This window comes from Exiguobacterium sp. s166, assembly GCF_018618855.1.
Lineage (GTDB): Bacteria > Bacillota > Bacilli > Exiguobacteriales > Exiguobacteriaceae > Exiguobacterium_A.
Genome location: NZ_JACSMU010000002.1, coordinates 39,006 through 61,387 on the forward strand (window position 1 = coordinate 39,006; position 22,382 = coordinate 61,387).

The following is a 22,382-nucleotide window of genomic DNA, read 5'->3' on the forward strand; positions in this document are numbered from 1 at the left end:
TCCTATCTGTAGTTTTCACTTAACCGATTTGTTGGTCCTTCTCTTGTGTAGCCTTTTCTTCTTCTCTTTCCTTCTTCAGGTTCAGACGATCGATGAAAACGAGGAACGGGAACCATACGGCCATGATGATGGCGAAGTTGACGAGCTGTAATAACCCGCCGGCAAGGGAATTCGTCGCCATCATTCCACTGATGAACATCGGAACGGTCCACGGAACGGCGACACCGGTCGGAGGAGGAACGAGACCGGATGACATGGCGAAGTACGTCACGGTGACAGTAATCAGCGGTGCGACGATCCACGGAATCATGATGAGTGGATTCATGACGATCGGGAGTCCGAAAATCATCGGTTCATTGACGTTGAAGACACCCGGTCCAATCGACAGCTTCCCGATTTGTTTCAATTGTTTGGAGCGCATGAACAACAGGATGGCGACGACAACAGCCAATGTCGAACCTGATCCGCCGATCCCGACGGTATAGATCTCGATAAACTGTTTGCTGATGATGTTCGGAATTTCTCCGTTCGATGTGTAGGCGTTCAGGTTTTCGAGAGACAGCGTGTTCCAAATCGGGTCCATCACCGAGTTGACGATGACCTGACCATGCAGACCGAAAAACCAAAACAGCTGGACAAAGAAAATCGCGATCAAGGTCGGGACGAGTCCATTTCCTAGATTGACGAGCGGCTTTTGAACGAGATCAAAGATAAGGTCATGTAAGTTCGTGTTCAAAATAGAAGTGACTGCAATGTTGATCCCGAGGAAAATCGTGAGGGTCAACAAGGCTGGAACGAGGGCCGAAAACGATTTGGCGACCGCGGTCGGTACGCCGGCCGGCATTTTGATCGTCCAGTTCTTTTGGACGACGAAGCGGTAGATTTCTCCTGCCAAGAATCCGGTGATCATGGCAAGGAACATGCCTTTCGCACCTAAACGGTCGAGTGGAATGACGTTTCCGACCGGACCTGTGACATTTTCAACTGAAACAAAAAACGGAGTAAGTAATAAGAACGAGACTAAAGCGATGACACCACCGAATACGGCTTCAACTTCGTAACTTTTAGAAAGATAATAGCCAATTCCAAACACCACAAACAATGACATGATTCCCATCGTCGCGGACGGTGCATTTCCGAGTGACGTCTTGAAGGCATCGAGTACGCCGGGAGACATGAACTTATCAAGAAACGGCAGATTGGCGACGACGACGATCAACGAACCGAACATCGTAATCGGAAAAGCAAGCATGAACGCATCACGTAACGTTTGCAGGTAACGACTGTTATTCAAAAATGCCGCCATCGGCATCAGGAAACGACTCAACAGGTCGAACCACTTACTATTCTCAGTCATCTCAAACACTCCTTATTATTTTTTAGAAAACTTATGTTCCATGAGCTCAATGAGCCCTGAGGTTAAATCAAGCATCGTCTGTGTCGACATCAAATGGTCTTCTGCATGCAACAAGAGAAGAGATAACGTCGTCGGTTCACCATTTGCTTCCTTTTGGACTTGGCTGAAGTGAACCTGGTGCGCTTCCTGTAGTTGCGAACGTGCACTGGTCAGTAATTGATCAAACTCTTCAAAAGTGCCCTCTTTGTATACTTCGATGGCTTCGCGGATTGTGCTTCGTGCATTTCCGCTGTGCAAAATCATCATGAACGCTACTTGTTCGATCGTCTGTTCATTTGTCGGCATATTGTTCACCCCATTAATTTTACGGCTTGTTCGTACGCCGCTTTTCCGTCAGCCATTCCATATGCCATCATATCGATCACTTCGACCGGCTTATCTGTCGCCTTTTGAAATTTCGATAATAAAAAGCGCATTTGAGGTCCGATCAGAATGACATCAGCACCGTCGATCTCCTTCAATGCCTGATCTTGACCCACTGCCCAAATCTTGGCTTCTTCTCCGATTCCCTTCGCATGTTCCTGCATTTTCGATACCAGGATACTCGTCGACATTCCCGAGCTGCACGCCAACATAATTTTTTTCATTTGATATTTCCTCCTTTTTTGAAATCGCTTACAAGTTTGATTATACGGATTTATTCTTTCATGTCTATACTTGATAATTATTTTGTTTATTTTTATTTTTCAAAAGTGTAGAGTTGTTATTGAAAATAGATTGAAGGAGGAAAAAGACATGCAGGAACCGATTTTTTTCGAACCCGTCGTGAAAGAGCGAATTTGGGGTGGTCAGAAGCTTCGACAGTATGGTTTCCCCGTTTCAGATGAACGACGTATAGGTGAAGTCTGGACGATTGCCAGTCATCCGAACGGCATGACGACCGTTCAATCCGGAACACTGACAGGTCTTACGCTGGAAGAATTATGGTCAAATCACCCTGAAATTTTCGGAATGGAGACGAACTATGACTTCCCGCTTTTACTGAAGTGGATCGATGCCTCAACTAATTTATCGGTCCAAGTCCACCCGACCGACGCGGATGCGAGACGCTATGAAGACCAGCCGTTCGGTAAGAACGAATGTTGGTACATCATCGATTGTCCTGAGAACGCTACTCTCATCTACGGTCATTCCCTGTCCTCGCCATCCGAACTTGATACGGCAGTCGACCAGGGAACCTTAGTCCAATCGCTGAAGCACATCCCAGTCTCAAAAGGTGATTTCTTTTATGTCCCGGCCGGAACGATCCATGCTTTGACGAAAGGCTGTGTCGTCCTCGAAATCCAGCAAAGTTCAGATACGACTTACCGGCTGTATGATTATGATCGTCTCGATCCTGTGACAGGAATGAAACGTCCGCTTCATCTCGAGCAAGCCCGACGCGTCATCCGTTTCCCGCATTTTCACTACGCGGAACCTCCTGTTTTCTTGTCTTCCTTCCGCAAAAGATTGACGCAGACACCTGATTTCTTCGTCGAAGAATGGACAATTCGCCAGACACATACCTTGGAGTCATCCCCTTTTTTCCAGATTCTTACGGTCATCGAAGGAACGATCGAATTAAATGGTGTCAAATTATCAGTTGGCACAACGGTCCTCTTACCCGCTAACAGCGAGCATACTGTCTCCGGAACAGGACTTCTGATCGTCACCGGTCCCGCACTAAAAATAATGCGCCCGCTCCGGATCGGGATCGATTTAGGCGGCACCCAGACACGCGTCGCCGTCGTCGATCAGGATACCATCATCAAGCAGCTGTCGTTTCCGACACGTCCGGCAGCGGGTCCGGATCAAACTATCTCTCACATCAAACAAGCCATTCAACTGTTCTCGGACGAATTCCAGCTGACCACAATCGGTATCGCCGCCCCCGGGCCGCTCGATGCCAAGACGGGACATCTCCTGTCTCCTCCGAACTTGCCGGGTTGGGATGACGTCGATCTCGTCACCCCTCTATCCTCGACGTTCGACATCCCGGTGTCGCTTGAGAATGATGCGAATGCCGCAGCCCTCGGCGAAGCACTATTCGGAGCAGGTCAATCGTACTCTTCCGTCTATTACGTGACCGTCAGTACGGGTATAGGCGGCGGATATGTGTATGAGAAAAAACTCATTCGTGGGGCACACGGATATGCTGGAGAAATCGGCAATACGATCATCGATTCATCCGGTCCGGCACATCCTGTGCTTAATGCCGGTTCGCTTGAAGGACTGGCTAGCGGCACAGCTCTTCAATCACGGGCTTTAGAAAAGCAGACGTCGTCCATCGAACGATTACTGGAGGACCCGCAAGAACGGACCCGTTTCATCAACCACCTGGCGACAGGACTCGCCAATATCATTCATACGATTGATCCCGATGTCATCGTCATCGGCGGCGGTGTTACCGGATCAGCCGATTTGTATTGGGAACAGTTGCTTGAAGCTGTCAGCGGACTGGTTTATCCAGCGCTCCGAACAAATATCGATATTCGTCTCGCGACACTGAAAGGACATGCAGGAGTCATTGGAGCGGCATATCTAGGGTGATTCACTCCCTCACAGATGTTCTCTATCTCAGAAGTATCAACTCGATGATTCGATTCGTTACACAACCTAAATATTGTCATTTCCTGTTTGGAAGGTATAATGAGTTATGAATCTATATTGGAGTTGATCCCATGCCTCAAACATTGTTTTACGCTTCCGTCCTCAATAGCATCTACATCGCAACCAACCTCTTTACTTATTCCGATAACGTCTTCAACGCACCGCTTGGTGTAACGACTCTCATTGCAATAGTGTTGCTGATTCTCAACAATCGACTAAAGAAAACTGCAACCTCTACTTTCATCAAAACTACAGATGTCCTTAGTTTTATTAACATCCTGATTGGATTTTCGCTGATTGTTTTTATCTAGTCATATGAAAAAGAGAAGCCTGCACATCAACTCATGTGCAGGCTTCTCTTTTTCAATTTATGTAGAATGACCTTACATTTTTTGAATCAGTTTTATTCATCGATGATTTCCCGGTCTTGAAACGGGTGCTCCGTGAAGTTCGCAACAAAATCAAAACCGGCAGCATCGTGACCAATCATTAAATAGTAGATATCCTTAGAAGGAATTGAAAAATCAAATTCAAACAACAACCAGTCCTCCGGATCATTGATGATCGAAACGTCTTTTTCCGTCGTGATCAGAACATTTTGCCCGTTATACGCATCAAAATAAGCTAGCGGAAGAAGCTGTTCGATTTCTTCGAGTGAACGTATTTCAAGGAGATCATGATACCGTCCTCTTGATAACTTGGTCGTTTCCCCTACTTTTGGAAGGCAAATCTCTGAACCACCACTAAAAGAATGCACATAGAGCGGATACCGTTTCAGTCCCAAAACGAAGTGTTTCAGAAGAGAAAACTTCCCATCTTGATATTGATCTGCTCCAGGAAATACAGGCTCATAATCTGTATCATCAAAAAAAGCATAGAATTGCGTGTCTCCTTGAAGTGTGGTTTTCCATTTAAACGTGTCGTCTAATCCTCCTAATAGTCGGTACAAAATCATCGACTCCCCCCTTTCACTTTCGACTCGATTTCCTCGTTGTACGTCCCCATTAACTTTTGTTCCATATTCACTTCATGATTTCTGTATGCAGACGCATTTTGACGAATTCATAACTTCCGCCGTTCGTTTCCTGCTGAAACCGTTCGACCGGCTCAAAACCGCTTTTCGTATACAGCCGGATGGCCCGTTCGTTAAAAGCCGCGACGGCTAATTCGATTTGCTGTGGTTGATACTTTTGAATCGCAAAGGCGAGACCACTTTCCAAGAACGCTGTCCCGTTTCCCTGCCCCGTCAAATCCGGCCGCATCCCTAACGCCAATTCAAGGCTGCCCTGTCCGGGTTCGAACACAAAAAATCCGATTAGTTGTGTACTATCCATAACAGCATAGTAATGTTCCGTCCGTTGATCCGGATCCAAAAATTCCGCCAGGTCCTTTGGATCATTCGGCATATCGTAGAACGAAAAGTCACCCTCGTATTGCCAGTCATATGCAATCTGTTCCGCCTGACGTTGTGTCAGTGGTAAGTAGGTATAGGTCATTGTAAGCGATCTCCTTTCAAAAGGAATTTATGTATCAATCAAGATGGATTTTTTCTGTATTCGAGTAACAGTGGTGTCAGATTCAGTCCAATCGACACCATCGTTAAGAACCACCAAGCGCGTTCCATTCCGGGAACAACGTCTGCAAGCGCCGCCCAGTCTTCTGCTTCGACCCAGCTCGCCAGTTGGCTGTATTCTGCGCACAGTGTGAGTGCCGTAAGCGATAAACCGGCAGCCATTGCGAATTTATAGTTTTTCCCGATGAAGTACAAAATCAGATTCACCGCCGTTGCTAGAATCGCAAGTATCCCGAACAGTAGCCACATGATACGATTCCTCCTCTCCTTGTTGTGTTTCCTATTGTTATTCCTTTCAGCAATCAATCAAATATTTTATTTCTTATCTTCGAGATAAAATGTTTCGTGGATTTCTTCATACGTCGAAACATCATCATACGTTACAGTTAGTTCAGTGTCTTCTGACCACTCCCAAAAGTAATCGCCCTGCGCGATGATAGCACGTTCTAAAAAACATTCGAAATTTAAATTTAACGCAACAGCAGTGTCCAGACCATCTGATGGATGCACGACCGTGATATATGGTTTTTTAAAGGAGTCTTCTGCATCTGTACATTGATTTTTATCAATTAAAATCCATTTCTCATCTATTTGACCTATGATCCAGTAGTTTCCTTTTGAGAGGAGACCGTCTTCTGAATGGTGCTCTTCCGACATTTCGAGCATTTCCTCAAGAGGAAACAATTCTAGGATTAAATCGGATTCTGTTTCAAATAAACCGCATCCATTATGTAACGTTAAAAAATGTTTATAGTCTTTCGGCAAAGTAAAATTATCTTCAGGCAATCAGGATTCAATTTCATGAGAAGTTAAGGGCTTATTAAAACTACAGGTTGCCCATCCTTTTCTACCATATCTTCCCATAATAAATCTAGGCTCATCTTTAAACATTTGTTTGAGCAAAGTCAATGTTCTTTCAATTGGTTTCATCTTATATCCCCCTCAATTTTCGAACTGCTCCTATTTACAAGTGTTCTCTTCATTCTATACCTTTAATTGGAAATAAAGATACCAACTTCTCATGTTTATGGTATGATCAACCCAATATAAAAATTACATATATTACCTTTTAAAGCAGAGTAGAGGTTTTTGAATGAGTGGTGATGGACTAACTTGGAGTGTTCTACTATCAAGCTTAATCGTATTAAATGTATCGGCTATTCTTTTATACAGAAAAGGAAAAATGCCTTTATTGGGATCCGGGTTAATAATCGGAATTCTTGGACCAATCATCGCTTTGATAACCGGCTCTATTTTTTTAAAGATCGACTATAGTATGGGCGGAGACGGTTTTGGAGCAGCTTATTCAGCAGCTTTTATTGGATTCGTTATCGTTGGTAATGGAATCCTTTATCTTATTGTCGGTGTTGTAAAAGTGATTAGGAACTTCATTAGGAACTTCATTAGAAAACGTCAATTAGATCAACGATGATGAAAGCATAAAGTATCCATAAGTAAAATGAAAATTAAGGTGGTCTGTATATTTTGAGAGAACGAAGACGTTCGGATCGTTATTCATCAGGGCTTAATGGGAAAGGAACGCTACTGGCTATTTTTATCGTAATTGTCATAGGAGCAGTTGGGGGTATGGCGAGCAATGATGAAACGGTGGAAGTGAAAGAACCCAAGCAAGAAGCGAAAGCGGAGGATAAAAAAGAAACAGTTAATCAAGGAATGTCTGAAAAGAAAATTAAAACTACCGTTAAAGTGAAATCACCTAGCGATGTGAGCAATCTAAATGAAATACAACAAGCTGTGAATACGGGAGAAGATGACTTGCGAGACGCCATCGATTCAACAAATCAATTTGTAGACGATCTCGTGACAAAGCAAGAAGCCTTACGTAAATCTAAAAATCTCGCTATTCAAGATTTCCAGAAAACCATCACTGGTGATGTCGTGGAAAAGCTCGATAATCAAATTTTATTGTTGAACGATGCAGCTCAAACTGCTCATTCCATGGCAACTGGCGTTTTCTTGAACAACGAAAAAAACATTTCAGTCGAAGGTACTGAAAATCTTGATTTTGTGAAGCTTGAACAGTTAGCAGACAATTTTAATTCAATGGCGTTTAGCTTAGAGACATACGGGATGGCTCGTAGTTTTGAATCGTGGGAAGAAGCCTCTGCTTACCTTCCAAGCCGTCGGGAAGAATCGCTTCTTGCTATTCCATTAAACGAAGCAATCATCCATTCTTCATCCGTTATCGATGAACCGATTATTGCAGAGCCGGTTACGGAAGAAAGAAATGTCGACGGGGAATCGGTTGCGAGTACAGAACAAACCGACGCCGAACGATATCCAGAAGCCATCACAAGCGTTTTTAAAATCTCAGAAGCTATGAATGCTATCTATGTAACGGCTGATGAATTACAACAGCGCTTTACCCCTTATGAGAAGGAGGACGGGTTTGGTCAGTTTGAATACATCTCAGTGGACGACTTAGATGATTTATACAAATTTGACGCAACCGTAGCGAATGAAATCACAGTGAGCATTCATTTCGAAGCACCTGATTATACGACAGATGGATTTACGCAAGCTATGGATTCACACCGTATTATCATAAAAGAATTGGATCAATTGAGTGCGCTCCTCGAAGTGTATTCAAGTGAATTCCGGCAAGATCCACAAGGCACACTTACACAAGCGAAAGGCCACCTTGAACGAATCAAAGCAGCAGCCCAGATTGAACGACCAGGCTTTGAAAAATTCTTCAAAACTGCTGGACCAGAAGCAAACTAATCGTAATACACCACGCTCGCGTCTTTATTAGACGACAAAAAAACCGCTCAACCGAGCGGCTCCTGACATTTTGGCTAAAAAAATTAAAAAGTGGGAACTGAGTGGGAACTGGCGTCCATCCCATCATCGAAAATGACTTAAGACTGCGGTCTTTTCCGACGGAGACCATAATATTAATAAAATTGTACTTCAATATTTCCGTTATAAAGCTTACGACGTTTTGTCGCCGGACAGCCGAATGCTTTTTTGAACTCGACGTATGACGTGTTCATATAGACACTGTAATACGGGAATTCTTTAAAGGCATTACATCAATCTTCCCGTACAGCTGGTGGACTTCACGTGCGTCCTCAAGACGTTCCCCGTATGGCGCACCAAAGTCTTCCTTCGGCTTGAAGTCAGCCGCGTCGCGTTGCATGACGTTGATCGCGTCCCGGACGTCTACAAGCTCGGCGTTTTGTTTTGAAAGCTTGACCATCTCCGGATTCGTATCGTTGGCATAGATTTTGAGCGGCTTGTCCTACTCGTTTTTTTGTTCGTCACCTTGAATTGAAGTAGATTTAATAACACATAAATAAAGATTTAATAACACAGCATGAATGATATCTTAATTATAATGTGCTGTAAAACTGATTACATTTGTTTTGAATGGATTTTAGAAAAGAAAACAAAAAGCACAATTTAAAATAATCTACTCATACGAGTAAGTTATTCTAAATTGTACTTTTTATTAAACTTTATAATTTTAGCCTGATGTCGGAACCACCAATTTTAATAAATCGTAAACCACATTAATTGATACACCAGTAATTAATGTTTTTAAGCCTACAGTGTTTTTATCCAATGGCATCGCCTCCAAGTTTACTATTTCAAAAGAAATTTTTACGATGAAGATAATTGCTAGAATCGAACTAGCAACATCAGGCACAAGGCTAAAATTATAAAGTATTTTAATATCTTACAATACCTTCTGCTAAGTTACAATAGTTTTTTTAAAAATATATTAGACAAATTTACTAATGTATAACATAAAGATGAACATACTTATATAGATTTTATATTTTTCTATACCGGTAGTAGAGTAGATTGATTAACCAAATAATCTTCATGCGAAGTTGAAGGTTTCTTTTTTAATGCGCTCTTGCAACAGATGATTCACTTACTAAAACAACTCTATTTTTTCGAACTTTGGACATGATATTTATACTTCAAAAGTATTATAAACATTGTGTTTTTTTACATTATGAGTCTTTCCCATGTGAACATAATAAGATTTTACAACATCTTAAAATTATTAGTGCCTATTATCTTAATATTTTTAGTTGCACTAATAATTCCTACACTATATTTTGCCCTTGTTAAAGCAACATAAAATTTAGCTAAAGTAGTTTCATCTAAATCCAACTCCCCAGTTCTCAAATACTTTTCCATCTTAGCTGTAGGTTTTATTAGCACCCTCTCAAATGTTAAACCTTTTGAATCTCCAAAATTAATCGCATTTGGTAAAACCGTTCTAGCATCGTATCTTAAACACTGAGGATTGTATTTTTGAAGATACTCTTCCACATCATTTGGATGAACAATAAATACGCCATCGTGTCCAGTACGTTCTTCATTTTTAGATAATGTACTAGCCATCCCTTCAAATAAACCATCACTGAAATCACATATAAATTTGTTGCATCTATGACTAATATTCAAACTTTGATCAACCTCACAAATATCTGTTCTTTCTTTAAAGTAATCAATAATATTTATACCTTTATATTTTTTGTTCTTATTTGTATTATTTGTTGTATAAGTCGCTTGCCTAATATCACCTACAAATAATACGTTTGTATTAGAAAGCATAAAAAAATTAAATATCTCTAAATCATACCCAGCCATATCTTGTACTTCATCTATAAAAATATAGTCATATAATTCACTAAAACGAGTAATACTTTTATAATCACTGTTTCGTGCAATTAGATCTGCTAATTCAGAAAGTCTATCCTTGTTAACTTCATTTTTTGCATTTAAAAAGTATGCCTTAATATTAGATTTTGTTGCAAATCTATTAATTGGTTCCGTAGGAAAATATACACCTTCTATGCGTTCTTCATGAACGAAATTTTGATAAGGTCTTATTAAATCAGATAATAAAAATGCATACCAACTTCTTACAATAAGATGATTTGGTATAAATCCATGTAGCTCTATAATTTTCTTCTCAATTTCTTCACGATTCTTATTAGTATATGTAACAATTAATGTTTTTTTCGGAGCATTATTAAGGGCTTCTTTCACTATATATGTTGTTTTACCGGACCCAGCAGCTGCTACAATAATTTTATTCTTCAATCGCATTTAATATATACCTCGGCATTTTGATAGTCTTGTCAGTTTCGAATATTTTCAATGCACACTTTGTTTTATTATTTAACATGTACGTGATTAAACGATCATCTTCGTAATCAGAGTGACCTAAAATTTCTTTAAGAACCGATAAATTTGATTTGTTAGCGTCTATAATATTTGGCTCAAGTGTTTTAAGATTTTCATCCAGACTATAGCAGAGTTTAACTAAATTATTTGATAAATATTCTTCGTACTTGTTATTAATGTTTTGTTCGATGTCTCCATCGTTATCTGTTATTATTGTAATTTCTTTTTGAAGATTAGCGGATATCTCTATAAACCTTTTAAAAGACAAACCATCAATACAAAATATATCCACACCATTTTCTAAAGGTAATTTGTCATACAAATCTTTATAAGCTCGTTGTACAATTAAATCTTCAGATGGCCCCTCCACTAAAATAACTTTACGACTTAATACGAGACGCAGTGTATCATAACCAGGCAACCTCATAAAAAACTCTCTAGTTTCATTTTCAAGATCATTGAACGATGTAGTTACCTTATCACTAGAGAGTAAAATCATCTTTCCAATGTCCAATTTATTTAAAATAAAACTACTATGCGTTGTAATTATTAATTGCTTATTTTCGTTCCTAGTTTTAATTATATTTAATAATTTATTTAAATTTGAAAGCGACAAATGGTTTTCAGGTTCTTCTATTAAGACTACAGCTTCCAAATCTGTATTAGATTCTAATGCTAATTTCATTTTTATAGCATTTTGTTCACCTTTCCCTATGTAATCAAATGGAACATCATCTAAATATGCAGTAATAATTTTATCCCAATTTGTTTTGCTTGAGATATCGACTGATACATTTAAATTTTTATCAGTAATATCTCCTTTTTTTTCGTTTAAGCTTTCATTTATGGTTGCAATGGATTGATTTTCGGAAAATGTTTCTTTTAGTTTTCTGTAATGAACAGCTAATTCTGTGCGTTGTGAAGGTTCTAAGGAGTCGTTTAGAATCTTGTGTAGATATATATCTGCACCATTTTTATATTTTGAAGTGGACGTATCTATTAACGTTGATCTGGCAGGTATACCTCTTGAAGTTAAGCTATTTCCAGCAAAAGACCGCCAAACAATTTTGTAATATTCAATTGGTAACGTTTTTATTGTTCTTACATCTTGAATATAAATTTCGTATTCAGATTGGTATGTTGAATCAAATTCAATACTGATAGATACACCTGGAGCATCAGTTCTTAACAAATTATTTGTACCTTTTAATTCGCTATATATGTTGTTCGGATTATCAAAATAGAGTTCAATTTTGATACTAGGTAATTCAGCTTTTGAATTAATTATTAATTGTTCTAAGTATGTTTTTACACTATTAATATTAAACAAATATGGACTTAATTCATTCTGAAGCAGCCTATTATTCAACTGACCCGTCAAAGCTAAATTTATTGTTTCTAATAGTGTTGATTTTCCAGCTTCATTATCTCCGATAATTATATTTAAATCAGAATTTAAATCCAACTCAAAGTTCTGAAAAGACTTATAGTTAATTATTTTTAATTTATTTATCATATATAGCATCCTTTTACTTTGTTGTTTATTACAACATTTTTTATAGTTAGTTCTTTTCTGCTTTACTTCTCCCCTATTATTAAAATTATTACTTATAACGGTATTATTTTCCACCATCATTTAGGTCTAGAAACTCAAATAAAAAATTTGACGCCATTACAACACAAGCATCTCCACAAAATTACTAATGAAATATATAATTTAAATTGACTTGTACATCTTAAAAAATTATCCAAACTGACGTCCTAAGTCTCATATCACTACAAATCATGGTTACAGGTTCGTATCATCCGATAAATAATCGTAAATTATCTTTACCTGTATCGTATAAAAATCCATTAATTTTTTATACTCATATCTAAAAAAGAACCGCTCAATTGAGCGATTCTTAAGGTAATCTTCCATTGCACAATAAGTGTGCAATGGTTTTTCATTAAATGTTGGACGTAACTTACGCTTGCGGACGTTTCCGGCGCAATCCGTAGTACTGGTAAAACTGAACTTCAATATTCCCATTATACAGCTTACGGCGTTTCGTCGCTGGGCGGCCGAATGCTTTTTCGAACTCGACGTATGACGTAATCATGTAGACACTGTAATACGGGAATTCACGGAACGCATTGCCGATCTTCCGGTACAGCTGATGGACTTCACGTGCGTCCTCGAGACGTTCCCCGTATGGCGGGTTCCCGATGATGACACCAAAGTCTTCCTTCGGCTTAAAGTCGGCCGCGTCGCGTTGCATGACGTTGATCGCGTCCCGGACGTCTGCGAGTTCGGCGTTTTGTTTCGCGAGCTTGACCATCTCCGGGTCCGTATCGTTGGCATAGATTTTAAGCGGCTTGTCCCACTCGGCTTTGTCGTTCGCTTCCTTGATCGCATCGAACCAGGCTTTTTTCGGAATACAGGCCCATTCTTGCGACGCGAACTCACGGTTGATACCGGGTGCGATATTACGGCCGATCATGGCGGCTTCGATTGCCAGTGTCCCGGATCCCGTAAAGACGTCGTAGAGCGGCATATCCGGTTTCCAGTTCGTCAGCATCAGCATCGCTGCCGCCATCGTTTCTTTCAGCGGTGCCGCCGAATGAAACTCGCGGTAACCGCGTTTATGGAGGGCATCGCCTGACGTATCGATCGTCAGCGTCGCGATGTCTTTTAGAAGCGCGACTTCGATCGGGAAGCTGGCGCCGGTTTTCGGTAACCACTCGTCGCCCATGTTGTAGGCTTCCTGCATGTGCGAGACGATCGCTTTTTCCGTGATTTTCTGACAGTCCCGGATCGAGAACAACTTCGATTTGACCGAGCGGCCGTTGACGACGTAGTTCGCTTCCCACGGCAACAGTTCGCTCCACGGGAGGTCTTTGACCTGATCAAATAATTTTTCGAATGATGTCGCCTTGAATTCCGCAACGACGAGTTTGACGCGGTCTGCCGTCCGTAACCAGAGGTTGAGACGGGGAATGTCCTCGAGCTCACAATCGATGTAGACCTTTCCGTCTTCGACCGTACATTCGTATCCTAAATCGCGGACTTCCTTGGCGACGAGGGATTCGATTCCCATTGCCGCCGTCGCGATGACTAAACGTTTTGCCATGATTGTTCACGCTCCTACCTGTTTCTAAAATTTCCAAAAATCATTTCAATAAAAAAAGAGCCCAGTTGGACCTGGACTCTCGTTCAAAGTAAAAATAACAGCCTATGTGGTCCTGTAAGCCATGTTCTGTTCCCTAGTGTTGCAAACGGTTTGACCCTCACACGTGGGCGACAATCATCTATCTCCGTATTTACATACGCTCTCCTTCGCGTTCAGTTCCGCTCCGGAAATTCCCCTACCAAATTTGGGTTTCTCGCTCGTGGGGTTTACCTCGTTCCACCCTTACTGTTTCCAGTAAGGCTCCGTCACTGTGGCACTTTCAAGAAGTTTCGGCCATATCCGAAGACTTAGGCGTTCCTTCTGCCGTCAGCACGACGCTGCCTACACTTATCTTTTCGTGTAGCACGATCACTACAACCATCGCAGGTTGTGCGAGCATGGACTTTCCTCAAAGCACCGAAGTGCCCCGCAATTGTCCGAACCAACATAGTCACTGCTTAACAGTGTAGCGCACGTAAGCGTTTCTAGCAAGAGGTATTTCGCGATTGATGGGCGGAAAAGTTGCAATTCTTCCTGATTTTACGGTATAGTACAATGGTTCAGAAAGGGGCATATACCATGAAAAAAAGACGCTCTGGTACGAACCAGCGTACCGTACGGAAGTTGACGTTCTTGATCGAGATTGATGAAATCAAGGCCCTTCATCTCCGGAACGGCATTTTTGCCTTTTACCGCAAGGGTGAACTCATCCATGCGTTCGAGCCATTTAATGTAAAACAACCTGATGCATTTTCGAAACGGAGTTACCATTTTGACCAGCATGACATCTTACTGATGAATGAACGGTTCCCGCAACAGATTCCGCTGTACGATGAAGCGACGACGTTACGGTCGTGGGCGAATCAAGTGGAATACGGCTTGTATCAGCTAATCGATTCAGGACGCCTGTCGTTCATCCATGAAGACGATACCGGCTACAAAATGGAAGCAACGATTCAGTGGACCGGCGAAACGCTAGACGTTCCGACGCCCATCTATAAAAAAGGAAAAGACCCAAAGTAAATACTTTGAGTCCTAACGAGCTGTCTCCCCTGGGTGAGACGGCTTTTTTTGTTTTTATTTGACGGTAATGATCCGTTCCGTCACGCGTGTATGACGCCCGCTTGAGGTCGCAAAGACGAGTTTATACGTCCCTGCTTCTTTTAAGGCATACGTATACTTATGCGTGCCGTTACGCAGATAGTCATTCGTAAACGTCTTGACGATTTTGCCGTCCTTGTACAGACGGGTCAGCGTCTTCGCATTCGAATACTCGTCAAAATAAAGCGCGAACGGCTGATTCGGCTTTAAGACGGACGGGACGGACACTTTCGAGACCGGTGACGGAATCGTTGCGAGCATCCCGGCATTCAGACGGCCTGTCCCGTAATGCAGCGACGTATCGCCGGTCTTTTTCGCCGCTGCCGCATACAGCTTGCTGCGAAGCGTACTGTTCGTAATGAACGGGTTCTTCGATTTTGCCAGGGCAATGACACCGCTGACGATCGGTGTTGCCATCGATGTCCCGTCGAGATACCCGTACTTATTGCCGACCATCGTCGAATAAACACCTTCCCCGGGTGCCATGATATTCAGCCCTCTGCCGTAGTTCGAGAACGTCGAAGCGCGTCCGAGCGTTCCGACTGAACCGACGGCGATGACGGATTTCATCGAAGCAGGGAATAACAGTTTATTGCGGCCGTCGTTTCCGGCTGCACTGACGACGACGATATTTTTCGCTTCCGCTTTTTTAATCGCGGCTTCCATGTACGGATCGTATTCGTATTGGCCGAGCGAAAGATTGATCACATCGGCGCCTTGGGAAATGGCATACAACACGCCGTCCCCGATATCGATTGAACTGGCGAAGTCGCCGTCAAAAACGTCGGCGCCGATCAGTTTGACACCAGATGCGACTCCGACCGTTCCTTTCCCGTCTTCCGCCGCTGCAACGATTCCCGCGACATGCGTCCCGTGATCGTCCGGTTTCCGGATCCCGGAAATCGTCGTCGTCTTATAGATGACGTTTTTGAACTCGGAATGATTGACATCAATTGCATCATCGATGACCGCCACACGAACATCGGATTTACCGCGACTGTACTTCCAGTAAGTAGGAATACGCGATTGATCAAGATATGTCTGTTGCAATTGCGCGGAATCCGTCGCCTTTTCAACGACACTGACCGGAATCAGGTCGGCTTCGACATCTTCTTTATCGACATGCGGCAACGGTTCGACGAGTGAAAAGCCGTTCTGTTTCAGTTCCCGCACTTCCTGCAGACCCTGTTCTGCAAGCCATGTTTGTTTCTGTTGTTCATTAAATGTCGGATCATACTGCACATATTGAGAATTAGCGAACGCAGAAGTAGGTAACCCTACGACAACAGCAAATGTGAGTAGTGCAAGTTTCTTTTTCATTGTGGACCCTGCCCTTCACTTTTTACACGCCGATTCTATTGATGTGCTGATCCAAACAGACTAAAAAAATGGTACCGTCCCATCGGATTCTTCGCTGACTTCAAATGGAATGATTTTTCCGATCGTGACATAGGAGTAATAACGGACGAGAACGGCACGCCAACGCTTGGCATCAATCCCGGTCAAATCTTCACCGAGTGGGGAGCCGTCAAACGTTTCGAACTGTTGGCAGAAGAATGCTTCCTCTGCCTCGCTCCACGTCACGGCCTCCCCGATGAAACCGGTGGAAAACCGAACAAAATCAGCAATCGACGGACCGATTACTTCAGACGGCAAACGTTCGCTCATCCGACCAACCAGTTCATATCGATCCCGTTCCGCCTGCTCGGCCTCTTCGAGTGAGTGGCACAATAAGACTTCCCGGTTGATTTCAACCAAAACGACATAATCACCTTGCGGCAAATTGACGTGTATCATCCCTACACCCCTTGAATTAAATTCATGCAGTATCTAGATGTCACTTTCTATGGGTTAATTTATAATGTCCATTTTCGATCAAACATCAATTCTATCGGTTTGTTATCCTTTGACTTTAACATACGAACCCGTGTCGTATCAATTTGATCAAGTAAATCCGCTTCTGCGAGCGAACGGATGACCGGTGCGTCCGACTGCTCAATCCGTGACCGGAACGGTGTCAGTAAATCCTGCTGACCGCTCGCGAGCGCGTACCACGCGAGGCGGGCAAACGGTTCATCCTTCGCTGTCTCAAGCGCATAGCTTTCAAAAATGTCTGGTAAGTAACTGGAAAATTGATCAAGCGCGTCAATTCGTTCTGCGAGATCAAGTACCGTCAACCAACTTGGTAACGACAATAACGATTCACTTGACCACCAATCGATCAAATCAATATGTTCTTTAAACAACTGTTGCGCTTCATTGCGGTCGATGAAATGGTGCATCGTCTGAATCAATTCGTTCCAGGCGATCGACCAGTATTCTTCCGACGGATTGGCGGAAATGAAGAATTGGCGATAGACCGTCAACAGTTCCGAGACTTCCTGAAGCTGTTCTACTTCGAGTCGCTGATTTAACCGACTAACTGCTTTTGTGAAATAACTTGGCTCTAATGTCAACGCCATATAGAGTAATTTCGGGACATCTTTTAATTCCCCTTGATCGACCGTCTCAAATAATTCCTGAATCCATTCTGGTTGTGGGTTTGTCATACACTTTTCTCCTCTGCATAGTAAATGTATTTACTATACCCGAAAAAGAATTAATGTAATCCTTTTCCTTATAAAGCCCCGATTCGCTGCGCCGTCTCTTCACTGCATAAGACAATCAACGTCGTATTCGGAGGAATCGGTTCGTTCAGCCGCCGGTTCAAGTCGAGTCGTTTACCGTCCGACAAAATTGTCACCCCGTCTTCGAGCAGGACGTGGAATGCGTCCCGAAACGTTTGCCACTCCGGTTTCGCAGGAATCGAAAACATGCCGTCCCCGTTCTTCGTCAACAGGTTCGTCACGACTTTCGAGACGCCGGGATGATACGCGGCAAGAATCGCCATACGGGCGACCGTCTCGTCACCGAGCAGCACTTCATCGACTTTGACCTGTTCAAAGCTGTCAAGATGTTCCTCAAGCATCATCTCGACGATCGTATAGATGTTTGGATTCGCCCGTTCGATGCTCGCGGCAATCAACAATGTCCGGCCGTCGGCAAGTGCCGGCGGAATCGAATGATCGGCGAGAATGATTGCCCGGGTCGCTTTTTTGATGTTCGCCCGCTGTAAGGTCGCGTCAAGCGCCGGATCACCGCTGACATAATGGAACCGCGGATGACTGAACGGTTCCCGCTCAAGATCGTCAATCAGGATGACGTCCGTCGTTTCAAGCAACTCGTCGATGACGTGTTTTGAACGCCGGCTGTAGCCGAATACTAACGTATGTCCCGTCTCTTTCACTTGCAATAACCCTCTTTCCTTTTGATTGCGAATCAGTTGGACACCATCGACGAGTTTCGAAATCAAACCCCCGACGATTCCGATCCCGAAGATGAAGACGAAAATCGTCATGAAACGTCCGAAATCCGTATTCGGGAAAAAGTCCCCGTACCCGACCGTCACGACCGTCGTCATCGTCCAGTAGACAGCCCGGAAGTAAGTTCCGAACGTGTCCGGCTCCGCCAGATACATGATCAGGGCGACACCGAATACAAACAGAAACGACGCATAGGCGAGCGTTCGCATCTTTAAAAAGGACATCCGTCGTAAAAATCGTAACCAGACCATACTTTTTTTCACCCTTTCCGAACATTTGCTGTTTTCGTCCTGTCAATAAGGGCGAAGGAGGTGATACACATGACACAAGCTGAGGAAATCAAAACCAGTCTAGTCGTCGTCTTCGAACGAAACGACAAGGTGACACCAAACGGGGACGCTGTTCTCGCCCGTCGCCGTTTTAACGGTCTGCGGTCGGATCTCGAACCGCAAGTCGTCGCGTCGATTGGTCAAGCCATCGGCAATATGCTTGCCGGTTCGTACACACACACGGAAATCAGCCGTGACTTCGCTTTACTTAACGCTTAATTCACTCTCACTACACTAATGAAGGAGGAATTGGATGGAACACACGATTGTTTTGACATTCGATACGTTACTTAAAAAACCGTACCGCTTACGTCTGACGGGTGCGAAACCCGACACGTCGGTCGCCGAGATCAAGGCACTCGGACAATTGATGGTCGACCACGATCCGTTTCATGACGGGCTCGTCAAGTTGAGCCAAGCCGAGCTGCAAAACAGTTCGGAATCACCTTACGTCATTTAAGCTGAAAAACTTATTCCGTCATCATCACCAATAAAGGTGATGGTGACTTTTTTTTGGTATACTAGAAACATCAAGCAACTGGAAAGGAAGTCAATTTATGGCCAAACGCCCTCTTACGCCCCGCGAATGTGAACTCGTCGTCAGCAGCCTCTACGTGATGGAGCTGATTCCATTCGAAGGAATCATGGAACGACTCGAATCCATCACATTGCGCGACATCATCGGACCGGTCGCTACCGGCGAGATGTCCCGGGATCAGGCTGCCGACGCCCTCGATCAATACATCAAAGTGCGCCGCCGCCGGTTCCGAAACGTCCCTCCGGAACATCTTTGGTCGCTCGACGACCGGATGGAGCAGGAAGCGTTACGGATGATCCGCAAACGCGCGCCGTTGACGGCCGGTGAAAAACTTCAACCGAAAGCCATCCCGTTCGAGATGGGCGACACGGTCGAAATGACCGTGACGGAAGTCCAGGAACGTAACGGAAAAGTCAACGTCATCGGCAAGGTCGGCCAAGTGACGGCGAAACTGCCCGTCGCGAACCGTCAAGCCATCAAAAGCAGCAAGACGATGTCCGCCTGGATCACCGGAATTGAAAAGAAACCGGCCTTGATTCACCTGTCGACGTCCGACTACGGAAAACACCAACCGTCCGCTGACGTAAAAGAAGCCTATGTTACGGCCATCGCTTCGCTTCGCCAGTACTTCGAGACGATGACGGTCCCGTCGACGGAAGAAGTCGATCTCGCGAAATCACTCTTCCAACGGATGATCCGCCGTGATCAGAACGACTGGTTTATGGTCTACGTCGCAATGGGTCGTCCGCAGCTCGATCACGTCCGGCGCTGGGTCAAAGTCATCCAGATGCTCGGTAAGTCGTTACGCGGTGACGAGGAAGCGACACGTTTGCTCGCCTCGCAGGAAGACCGGTTCTTCAAAGATGCCTTGCTCCGGGCATGTCGGGCGGCTGAAAAAAGCTTCTCGAACCCTATGTAAGGCATTCGACTACGGGGAAGTCTTTTCCTCGTTAGTTTTAAAATCATTTTTCAATGACGGTCCCCCCATCTGTTTCGGCGATGAAGGGGATCGTTTTGCTGTTCACAAAAAAAACCGACGGCATCTGCCGTCGGTCAAAAGGAATTATGCGATATCAACCGTTGATTCAAGTGCCCGGCAGGTCCGGCGCACGGTCGGAAGGAAATCCGTCCGTTTGGCGACCCCACCCTCAATCAAAAAGTGCTGGATGCCTTTTGTGCGTTGAATGGCCGTCAAGACGGTGACCAGTTCGATGAACCAGTTCGAAATCAGTTCCACGACCTGTTCATCAAATGCTGCTGCTCCATACACATCATACCCGTTCTCGCAGAGATGGTTCGGGAAACGCTCCTTGAACCGAAAAATCAGTGTAGCCGTCGTCGGAATGTAAAAGTGATCGAAGATGATCCGTTGTTCTTGATCTGTTTCTTTCTCCGTCAGTCCATCCATCATCAACTTCGGTTGACTCCCGATATTTAGAGTCCAACTTGTTTTCTTTCGTTCGCCAGTGGAAGTGATCGTTCGCATGGTTTCGTCCATCTCCTTTGATGTGTAAGCGTTTACCTCTTCATTTTACAAGCCCATCAACAGTTCCTGCAACCGTCAATTTCTTAAAAATGAACGATGACTTCATCTGACGTTTAGTCTAACAAATTTTCGTTGTGTTGACGATGTCAGTAATTAACATCCTCATTCCCATTTAGCTGTTTTTTAAATCCACTCTGCTCTTGTTTCATGTTAAAAATCGGACATGATCCATCGAAGGTGTGACCGCTCTCACCGTTGCCCGGGAACGGAGTTCATAAAAAAACTATTAGCGCCTTGCGAAATATGATACCATTCAGTGGAATCACAGAAAGAGGAGAGAACAATATGCGAAAAGTTTTTCGATTAAGCATCTTGTTCGTACTGATCGTCCTCATCGGTAGTAGCATCATCTACTGGCAAAACCGGGAACGCGTCCAAAATGAGCTGTATCGCACCTATTATGGACAGTACGGTGTCCCAGCCGAGAATATCGACATCTACGAACAAGCCGGTGACCGGTACGAGGTCGATTGGAAGTTGCTTGCCGCGATTCACCGCGTCGAGACCATCTTCTCGAAATCGTCCGCGATGCAGTCTTCTGTCGGCGCAATCGGCCCTTTTCAGTTCATGCCGAAAACGTGGGTCGGTTGGGGGTATGAAGGCGGAACGTCACTTGGCGACATCGAGCATGACGGAATTGATTTGACCGATCCAGAAGCCATCAAACAATATGGTGGCCTTGGCGTCGATGCAAACGGAGACGGTAAAGCCGATCCGACAGATTTGACGGACAGCGCCCACACGGCAGCAAAGTACCTCAATCAGCATGACGTCACGAAACGGTCTGACCGGGGAACGCTTGAAACTGCCCTGTTTGAATACAATCGCAGTGAACAGTATGTCATTGACGTCCTCGACCAATACGATGCCTATCAACAAAAAATCGAATTGATTGATGCGAACGATCTCGATTTCAAACAACAGACACTTGCCCAACTCCTTCGCATCAGCTTACGTTTGACCAACTAAAAGGAGGCACCACCATGACACAACCCGATCGTTCGTCATTGACGATTGAGGAATCGTCAATCCGCGTCAAGACGACGTTTGACGAAGCAAAAACAAAACGCTATCTCCGGAGTTACATCTTTGATGATGTGACGGACGGCGCGTACGTGGCCGCCCTGATTTACACACCGCGGACGACGGATGCTTTTTTATCCGGAACGACGACGCAGCGTGCGTATAATTTGATGAAGAAACACATTGAAGATCCAATCAAACAATACGATATCATCAGCCTGATGCCGGACCTGCTTGTCAGTGAAGACTTACCGTTCGCTCAAGCCAGTTTCGACGAAATCAATTACGAGTTCATCGAACAGACGTTACGCCGGGTCAAGGAAACGAATGGTGTCGTCTTGTGCGGTTGGGGTTCACCCGGCCGCCTGATGCACCATTTGCCGGCTTATGAAAAGCTGTTTGACCAGTATGCCGACATTCTGTATTGTTCCGGTATCACATCAAAAGGTGAACCGAACCATCTCCGGTTGACCGTCGACGACAGCCCGATGATCACTTATCAGGATATGAAGTTGAAGGCGAAGAAATTAAAACGTAAATGATCTTAAAGGTGTTCTTTCCGCAGGTTGCGAAAGAACAC

At 44.0% G+C, this 22,382-nt stretch carries 26 protein-coding genes and 1 other RNA gene; 9 read left to right on the top strand and 18 right to left on the bottom strand.

Features of this window, described 5'->3' with window-relative positions:
- Positions 1 to 19: 19 nt before the first annotated feature.
- Genes celB through KNP93_RS04640 form a run of 3 tightly spaced genes read right to left on the bottom strand, consistent with a single transcriptional unit; the run spans position 20 to position 2,004 of the window.
- The gene (gene celB, locus KNP93_RS04630) at positions 20 to 1,357 is read right to left on the bottom strand and encodes a PTS cellobiose transporter subunit IIC (protein ID WP_131502823.1); all 1,338 of its coding nucleotides are present in this window, start codon (positions 1,355 to 1,357) and stop codon (positions 20 to 22) included.
- A 15-nt stretch (positions 1,358 to 1,372) separates the two neighbouring features.
- The gene (locus KNP93_RS04635) at positions 1,373 to 1,702 is read right to left on the bottom strand and encodes a PTS sugar transporter subunit IIA (RefSeq protein WP_165871650.1); all 330 of its coding nucleotides are present in this window, start codon (positions 1,700 to 1,702) and stop codon (positions 1,373 to 1,375) included.
- A gap of 5 nt (positions 1,703 to 1,707) precedes the next feature.
- Positions 1,708 to 2,004 carry a PTS sugar transporter subunit IIB gene (locus KNP93_RS04640; protein WP_131502825.1) on the bottom strand — a complete coding sequence of 99 codons (297 nt, stop codon included), beginning with the start codon at positions 2,002 to 2,004 and terminating at the stop codon, positions 1,708 to 1,710.
- 148 nt (positions 2,005 to 2,152) lie between these two features.
- On the opposite strand from KNP93_RS04640, the gene KNP93_RS04645 reads away from it, so the two are divergent.
- Positions 2,153 to 3,946, top strand: coding sequence for a type I phosphomannose isomerase catalytic subunit (locus tag KNP93_RS04645; protein ID WP_214853568.1), 1,794 nt, complete (start codon positions 2,153 to 2,155; stop codon positions 3,944 to 3,946).
- A gap of 463 nt (positions 3,947 to 4,409) precedes the next feature.
- On the opposite strand, the gene KNP93_RS04650 is transcribed toward KNP93_RS04645, so the two are convergent.
- The 5 genes from KNP93_RS04650 to KNP93_RS04670 form a co-directional block, all read right to left on the bottom strand.
- The gene (locus KNP93_RS04650) at positions 4,410 to 4,961 is read right to left on the bottom strand and encodes a hypothetical protein (RefSeq protein WP_214853571.1); all 552 of its coding nucleotides are present in this window, start codon (positions 4,959 to 4,961) and stop codon (positions 4,410 to 4,412) included.
- Positions 4,962 to 5,028: 67 nt separating this feature from the next.
- A complete protein-coding gene (locus KNP93_RS04655) occupies positions 5,029 to 5,502 on the bottom strand; it encodes a GNAT family N-acetyltransferase (protein WP_214853574.1) in 474 nt (157 codons plus the stop codon).
- 38 nt (positions 5,503 to 5,540) lie between these two features.
- Positions 5,541 to 5,828 carry a hypothetical protein gene (locus KNP93_RS04660; RefSeq protein ID WP_214853577.1) on the bottom strand — a complete coding sequence of 96 codons (288 nt, stop codon included), beginning with the start codon at positions 5,826 to 5,828 and terminating at the stop codon, positions 5,541 to 5,543.
- Positions 5,829 to 5,894: 66 nt separating this feature from the next.
- Complete coding sequence (locus tag KNP93_RS04665; protein WP_214853581.1) at positions 5,895 to 6,365, bottom strand: SMI1/KNR4 family protein; 471 nt, start codon at positions 6,363 to 6,365, stop codon at positions 5,895 to 5,897.
- Entirely contained in the window at positions 6,366 to 6,509 is a 144-nt protein-coding gene (locus KNP93_RS04670; RefSeq protein ID WP_214853584.1) for a hypothetical protein, read from the bottom strand.
- Positions 6,510 to 6,672: 163 nt separating this feature from the next.
- Between KNP93_RS04670 and KNP93_RS04675 the strand changes: the two genes are divergently transcribed.
- Together KNP93_RS04675 and KNP93_RS04680 are read left to right on the top strand one after the other, a co-directional pair.
- The gene (locus KNP93_RS04675) at positions 6,673 to 7,011 is read left to right on the top strand and encodes an ABC transporter permease (protein ID WP_214853588.1); all 339 of its coding nucleotides are present in this window, start codon (positions 6,673 to 6,675) and stop codon (positions 7,009 to 7,011) included.
- 53 nt (positions 7,012 to 7,064) lie between these two features.
- Entirely contained in the window at positions 7,065 to 8,324 is a 1,260-nt protein-coding gene (locus KNP93_RS04680) for a hypothetical protein (RefSeq protein ID WP_214853591.1), read from the top strand.
- A 268-nt stretch (positions 8,325 to 8,592) separates the two neighbouring features.
- Here the strand turns inward: KNP93_RS04680 and KNP93_RS15620 are convergent, their stop codons facing one another.
- From KNP93_RS15620 to rnpB, 5 genes are all read right to left on the bottom strand, one after another.
- Entirely contained in the window at positions 8,593 to 8,802 is a 210-nt protein-coding gene (locus KNP93_RS15620; RefSeq protein ID WP_251138664.1) for a hypothetical protein, read from the bottom strand.
- A gap of 797 nt (positions 8,803 to 9,599) precedes the next feature.
- The gene (locus KNP93_RS04690; protein ID WP_214853593.1) at positions 9,600 to 10,673 is read right to left on the bottom strand and encodes a UvrD-helicase domain-containing protein; all 1,074 of its coding nucleotides are present in this window, start codon (positions 10,671 to 10,673) and stop codon (positions 9,600 to 9,602) included.
- Entirely contained in the window at positions 10,657 to 12,267 is a 1,611-nt protein-coding gene (locus tag KNP93_RS04695; protein ID WP_214853598.1) for an ATP-dependent nuclease, read from the bottom strand. The genes KNP93_RS04690 and KNP93_RS04695 overlap by 17 nt, the downstream gene beginning before the upstream one ends.
- 451 nt (positions 12,268 to 12,718) lie before the next feature.
- The gene (locus tag KNP93_RS04700; RefSeq protein WP_071499832.1) at positions 12,719 to 13,864 is read right to left on the bottom strand and encodes a THUMP domain-containing class I SAM-dependent RNA methyltransferase; all 1,146 of its coding nucleotides are present in this window, start codon (positions 13,862 to 13,864) and stop codon (positions 12,719 to 12,721) included.
- A 110-nt stretch (positions 13,865 to 13,974) separates the two neighbouring features.
- Positions 13,975 to 14,348: RNase P RNA component class B (gene rnpB / locus KNP93_RS04705), an RNA gene on the bottom strand.
- Between the two features lie 134 nt (positions 14,349 to 14,482).
- On the opposite strand from rnpB, the gene KNP93_RS04710 reads away from it, so the two are divergent.
- Entirely contained in the window at positions 14,483 to 14,926 is a 444-nt protein-coding gene (locus KNP93_RS04710) for a hypothetical protein (protein WP_251138665.1), read from the top strand.
- Between the two features lie 54 nt (positions 14,927 to 14,980).
- Here the strand turns inward: KNP93_RS04710 and KNP93_RS04715 are convergent, their stop codons facing one another.
- The 4 genes from KNP93_RS04715 to KNP93_RS04730 form a co-directional block, all read right to left on the bottom strand.
- Positions 14,981 to 16,324, bottom strand: coding sequence for a S8 family peptidase (locus tag KNP93_RS04715; RefSeq protein ID WP_214853606.1), 1,344 nt, complete (start codon positions 16,322 to 16,324; stop codon positions 14,981 to 14,983).
- A gap of 60 nt (positions 16,325 to 16,384) precedes the next feature.
- Entirely contained in the window at positions 16,385 to 16,801 is a 417-nt protein-coding gene (locus KNP93_RS04720; RefSeq protein WP_114596058.1) for a hypothetical protein, read from the bottom strand.
- A 59-nt stretch (positions 16,802 to 16,860) separates the two neighbouring features.
- On the bottom strand, positions 16,861 to 17,553 hold the full coding sequence (locus tag KNP93_RS04725) for a hypothetical protein (RefSeq protein ID WP_214853609.1): 693 nt from the start codon (positions 17,551 to 17,553) through the stop codon (positions 16,861 to 16,863).
- A gap of 68 nt (positions 17,554 to 17,621) precedes the next feature.
- On the bottom strand, positions 17,622 to 18,617 hold the full coding sequence (locus tag KNP93_RS04730) for a potassium channel family protein (RefSeq protein WP_251138666.1): 996 nt from the start codon (positions 18,615 to 18,617) through the stop codon (positions 17,622 to 17,624).
- 69 nt (positions 18,618 to 18,686) lie between these two features.
- Between KNP93_RS04730 and KNP93_RS04735 the strand changes: the two genes are divergently transcribed.
- The 3 genes from KNP93_RS04735 to KNP93_RS04745 all read left to right on the top strand — a co-directional run bounded on the left by KNP93_RS04735 (position 18,687) and on the right by KNP93_RS04745 (position 20,152).
- Positions 18,687 to 18,914 carry a DUF1659 domain-containing protein gene (locus KNP93_RS04735; protein WP_114596060.1) on the top strand — a complete coding sequence of 76 codons (228 nt, stop codon included), beginning with the start codon at positions 18,687 to 18,689 and terminating at the stop codon, positions 18,912 to 18,914.
- 34 nt (positions 18,915 to 18,948) lie between these two features.
- On the top strand, positions 18,949 to 19,155 hold the full coding sequence (locus KNP93_RS04740; RefSeq protein ID WP_131502839.1) for a DUF2922 family protein: 207 nt from the start codon (positions 18,949 to 18,951) through the stop codon (positions 19,153 to 19,155).
- A gap of 97 nt (positions 19,156 to 19,252) precedes the next feature.
- Complete coding sequence (locus KNP93_RS04745) at positions 19,253 to 20,152, top strand: hypothetical protein (RefSeq protein WP_214853611.1); 900 nt, start codon at positions 19,253 to 19,255, stop codon at positions 20,150 to 20,152.
- A gap of 144 nt (positions 20,153 to 20,296) precedes the next feature.
- Here KNP93_RS04745 and KNP93_RS04750 read toward each other — a convergent pair whose 3' ends face one another.
- Positions 20,297 to 20,719 carry a hypothetical protein gene (locus tag KNP93_RS04750; RefSeq protein ID WP_131502841.1) on the bottom strand — a complete coding sequence of 141 codons (423 nt, stop codon included), beginning with the start codon at positions 20,717 to 20,719 and terminating at the stop codon, positions 20,297 to 20,299.
- Between the two features lie 345 nt (positions 20,720 to 21,064).
- Here KNP93_RS04750 and KNP93_RS04755 point away from each other — a divergent pair, with 345 nt between their 5' ends.
- Positions 21,065 to 21,748 carry a lytic transglycosylase domain-containing protein gene (locus KNP93_RS04755; protein WP_131502842.1) on the top strand — a complete coding sequence of 228 codons (684 nt, stop codon included), beginning with the start codon at positions 21,065 to 21,067 and terminating at the stop codon, positions 21,746 to 21,748.
- Positions 21,749 to 21,762: 14 nt separating this feature from the next.
- On the top strand, positions 21,763 to 22,344 hold the full coding sequence (locus tag KNP93_RS04760) for a DUF1643 domain-containing protein (protein WP_131502843.1): 582 nt from the start codon (positions 21,763 to 21,765) through the stop codon (positions 22,342 to 22,344).
- Positions 22,345 to 22,382 lie beyond the last annotated feature (38 nt).